Source organism: Delftia sp. ZNC0008 (assembly GCF_000799035.1).
In the GTDB taxonomy this organism is placed as follows: Bacteria; Pseudomonadota; Gammaproteobacteria; order Burkholderiales; family Burkholderiaceae_C; genus Comamonas; species Comamonas tsuruhatensis.
Genome location: NZ_JTKZ01000745.1, coordinates 1 through 3,367, shown reverse-complemented (window position 1 = coordinate 3,367; position 3,367 = coordinate 1). Strand labels below are relative to the sequence as shown.

Annotated in this window: 4 protein-coding genes; 1 reads left to right on the top strand and 3 read right to left on the bottom strand. The window is 69.0% G+C overall.

What is annotated here, in order from left to right; translation table 11 throughout:
* Nucleotides 1–171: 171 nt before the first annotated feature.
* Entirely contained in the window at nucleotides 172–942 is a 771-nt protein-coding gene (locus L995_RS24320; protein WP_047473983.1) for a sulfite exporter TauE/SafE family protein, read from the top strand.
* A 10-nt stretch (nucleotides 943–952) separates the two neighbouring features.
* Here L995_RS24320 and prfH read toward each other — a convergent pair whose 3' ends face one another.
* The 3 genes from prfH to L995_RS32335 form a co-directional block, all read right to left on the bottom strand.
* Complete coding sequence (gene prfH / locus L995_RS24315) at nucleotides 953–1,552, bottom strand: peptide chain release factor H (RefSeq protein WP_043792355.1); 600 nt, start codon at nucleotides 1,550–1,552, stop codon at nucleotides 953–955.
* The gene (locus L995_RS24310) at nucleotides 1,543–2,829 is read right to left on the bottom strand and encodes an RNA ligase RtcB family protein (protein WP_082001620.1); all 1,287 of its coding nucleotides are present in this window, start codon (nucleotides 2,827–2,829) and stop codon (nucleotides 1,543–1,545) included. The genes prfH and L995_RS24310 overlap by 10 nt, the downstream gene beginning before the upstream one ends.
* 399 nt (nucleotides 2,830–3,228) lie before the next feature.
* A partial coding sequence (locus L995_RS32335) for a TonB C-terminal domain-containing protein (RefSeq protein WP_197065185.1) occupies nucleotides 3,229–3,367 on the bottom strand: 139 nt, incomplete at its 5' end.

Here is a 3,367-nt window from a genome sequence, read left to right as displayed (position 1 = left end):
TGCAGGTCGGTGAGGTCGAATCGCATGGCCTGTGGTGCTGAAGGATCAGGCCATGCCTGAGCCTTGGTTTGAAGATTCCCGATTGTGATCCCTTTGTTGGTGCACGAGCATGGCGCCATGAGGTTCAGGAAGGGCCTGAGCCAAGTCGGTGGAAAGTGCAGGGTGGCCGTGATGTGGGATGCGTGGTGGGTGCTGGCGGCGGCGGTGGCCGTGTTCGGGCTGGCCGGTGTCGTCAAGGGGGTGGTGGGCCTGGGCCTGCCCACGGTGTCCATGGCGCTGCTGGCGCTGTTCATGCCGGCCGGGCAGGCGGCGGCCTGGCTGCTGCTGCCGTCCCTGGTGACCAATGTGGTGCAGATGCGGCCCCTGCCATCGCTGCGGCCGCTGCTGCGGCGCCTGGGCTGGATGCAGCTGGGCATTGTCGCGGGCACGGTGGGCGGCATGCTGTGGTGGGGCCCGGTGGGCGAGGCCGCCGTGGCGCGCACGGCGCTGGGCGTGGCCCTGGTTGTGTATGCCCTGTGGGGCCTGTGGGGGCCGGGCCTGCAGTTGCCGCAGAGGCATCAGGCCTGGCTGGGCCTGTTGTGTGGTCTGCTGACGGGCGGGATCACGGCGCTGACCGGCGTGTTCGTGGTGCCGGCCGTGGCCTTTTTGCAATCGCTGGCGCTGGGCCGGCAGGCGCTGATGCAGGCCATGGGCCTGTGCTTCACGGTGTCCACGCTGGCGCTGGGCGCGGGCATGGCGCTGGCGCAGGGGCCGGGCCATGCCGCTTCGTCCTGGACGGGGTGGGGTGCCACAGCCCTGGTTTCCGCGCTGATGCTGCTGCCCGCCCTGGCCGGCATGGCCTGGGGCGAGCGGCTGCGCCAGTCGCTGTCGCCCCAGGTCTTCAAGCGCGTGCTGATGCTGGGCCTGCTGGCCCTGGGCATCTACATGTGCGCCAGGGGCTAGCCCCGGGCGTTCAGGCGCGGAACACCTTCACGGGGCTGCCGCGCTCCACCTCCCAGTGCTGCTGGCTGCGCGTGCGCCGGGCCTGGCCCTCGCCCTGCGCGTTGAGGCGCGCCAGCTTCAGGGCCAGCAGCTCGCGCGCCAGCCGCTTGTTGGCGTGCTGGCTGCGCTCGCTCATGACCTTCACCGAGATCCCGCTGGGCACATGCAGGGCATGGACGGCGGAGTCCGTGGTGTTGACATGCTGGCCGCCCTTGCCCGAGGCCTTGCAGGCCTGGAAGACGATTTCGCCGTCTGCCGGCAATTGCCGGGGCGGCTCGCACTTCTGCACGGCAACAAACCAGTTCCTGCGCGGATGGTGGGGCCGCAGGGGACTGTCGAAGACCCACTGGATGGTGCCCAGCCAGGCGCCCAGCGTACCGTGAAGCAGGCCGGTGTCGCCCTCGCAGCGCAGCAGCACGGACCTGTAGCCGGCTGGCGTGGGCGTTTCTTCCAGCACGTCCACGGTGATGCCGCTGGCGGCGCAGTCGCGCAGCAGCTCGCGCAGGGTCAGGCGCACGGCATGCTCGCACTCGGCGGGGCCGTGGGATGCGGTCAGCTGGATCAGCAGCATTGCATGGCTCCCTTCTTGTAGGTCAGCAGGGGGCGCAGCCGCGCCACCAGCTGCACCAGGCCGGCTTCCTGCAGGCTGGCGACGACGGAGTCCACGTCCTTGTAGGCCTGGGGGGCCTCCTCGTAGACCAGTTCGCGGTCGGCGCAGACCACGGCGCTGCCGAATTTTGTGCGCAGCAGTTCGTCCAGCGTGAAGCGCGGGCGCAGGCGGCCCATGCAATCGGTACGTGCCCACTTGCGGCCCGCGCCGTGCGCCAGCGAGTGCAGTGCCTCGTCACGCCCGGCCAGGGGCCGCACAAGGTAGCTGTAGTCGCCGCGCGAACCCGGGATCACCACCAGACCCTGGTCGGCCGGCGTGGCGCCCTTGCGGTGCAAAAAGCCGTCTTCTCCGCGCCAGTGGTGGGCGATCACGTGGTTGTGGGTGATGTCCAGCAGGGCCTGGCCGCGCGTGCGCAGGGCGCGCAGCAGGCGTGCCGCAATGCTGGCGCGGTTCAGTTGGGCGAAGGCGATGGCGGCCGCGTGCTGGCGCAGGTACTGCGTGGCGGCATCGCTGCTGGCGGCCAGGCCGTCGTGGCTGAAGGCCTCCACATGGGCGCGCAGGATGGCGCCGCCCAGCCCGCGCGAGCCGCTGTGCACCATGAGGTGCACGCGTTTCCTGTCGAGCGCGCCGTCCTCGTACAGCGTGTCCACCACCTGCAGTTCGGCAAAGTGGTTGCCGCCGCCAATGGTGCCCAGGCTGTCCTGCAGATACGCCAGGTCGGCCACGCCGCTGGCCTGGGCGATGTGCTCCAGCTGCTGCATGTCCACGGCGTCCAGCAGTTCCTGGGGCAGGGGGCCGTCGATGTTGCCCACCGCCTTTTCCAGCTTGGGGGCCGAGGTCTTGTGCGCTGCCAGCTCCGTGCTGTACAGCGACATGCCGCAGCCGATGTCGCCGCCGACCAGGGCCGGGTAGAAGCGGCCCACGGAAAAGAAGGCGGCCCCTACCGGGTAGCCCCGGCCCGGGTGCAGGTCGGGCAGGCCCACGGCGGCGCGCATGCCGGCCAGGTTGCGGGCCGTTGTTTGAAGTTGTTGGATGGCGGCGTCTTCAATCCAGACGCCGCGGTTGGCGAACACCTGAAGATGGATGTCCGGCCCCCCTGAGTCGCTGCGCGCCTTCCCCCCTCTCGCTTCGCGGGGGGAGACGACACCCTCGGTGCGGGGCGGCCCTTCCTCGGTGTCTCTGGCTTGAGTGATTGCGGGTGCCGCGTTTGCGCCACGGAATACTATGGAATTGCCCATGAATGGCTTTCGATCGAGTGCTTGGGGCACATTCCGGCAGATGCGGAATGCGCAATGGGCAGTCGCCGCAAGCTCGATGGACAGGCATCAGGAAAAGCGCACGCGCAGCCGAAAGCCGGGCCTCTTGCGGGGCCGGGAATCAGGTCTGCAGCGTGGCCTGGAGGCGCTAGGGCTTCAAGCGTGCACGACTGCAAAGGGACGTGTCGAATGGGACATGGGTTCTCTCCTTTGCGATGGTGGACGGGTGCCGCGAATGCGGCAAAGACGGGGATGCTAGGGACAAGCGGCCGGTGCCGCAAGCGAAGTCGCAGGCGCGTGGCGGATTGCATACAAAGCAAGATGGAAAAAGCCCCGCAGGCAGGTACCGGCGGGGCTTTTTGATGAAGGGCCTGTGCCCGTTCAGTCCTGCGGGCGGAATCCGATGACCAGGTCCGAAGGCACGCGGCCATCGATGTCGCGCGGCAGCGTCTCGGTCTTTTGCAGCGCGCGGATGACGGCGTCGTCCCAGGCCTTGTTGCCGCTGGACTTGGCGATGGTG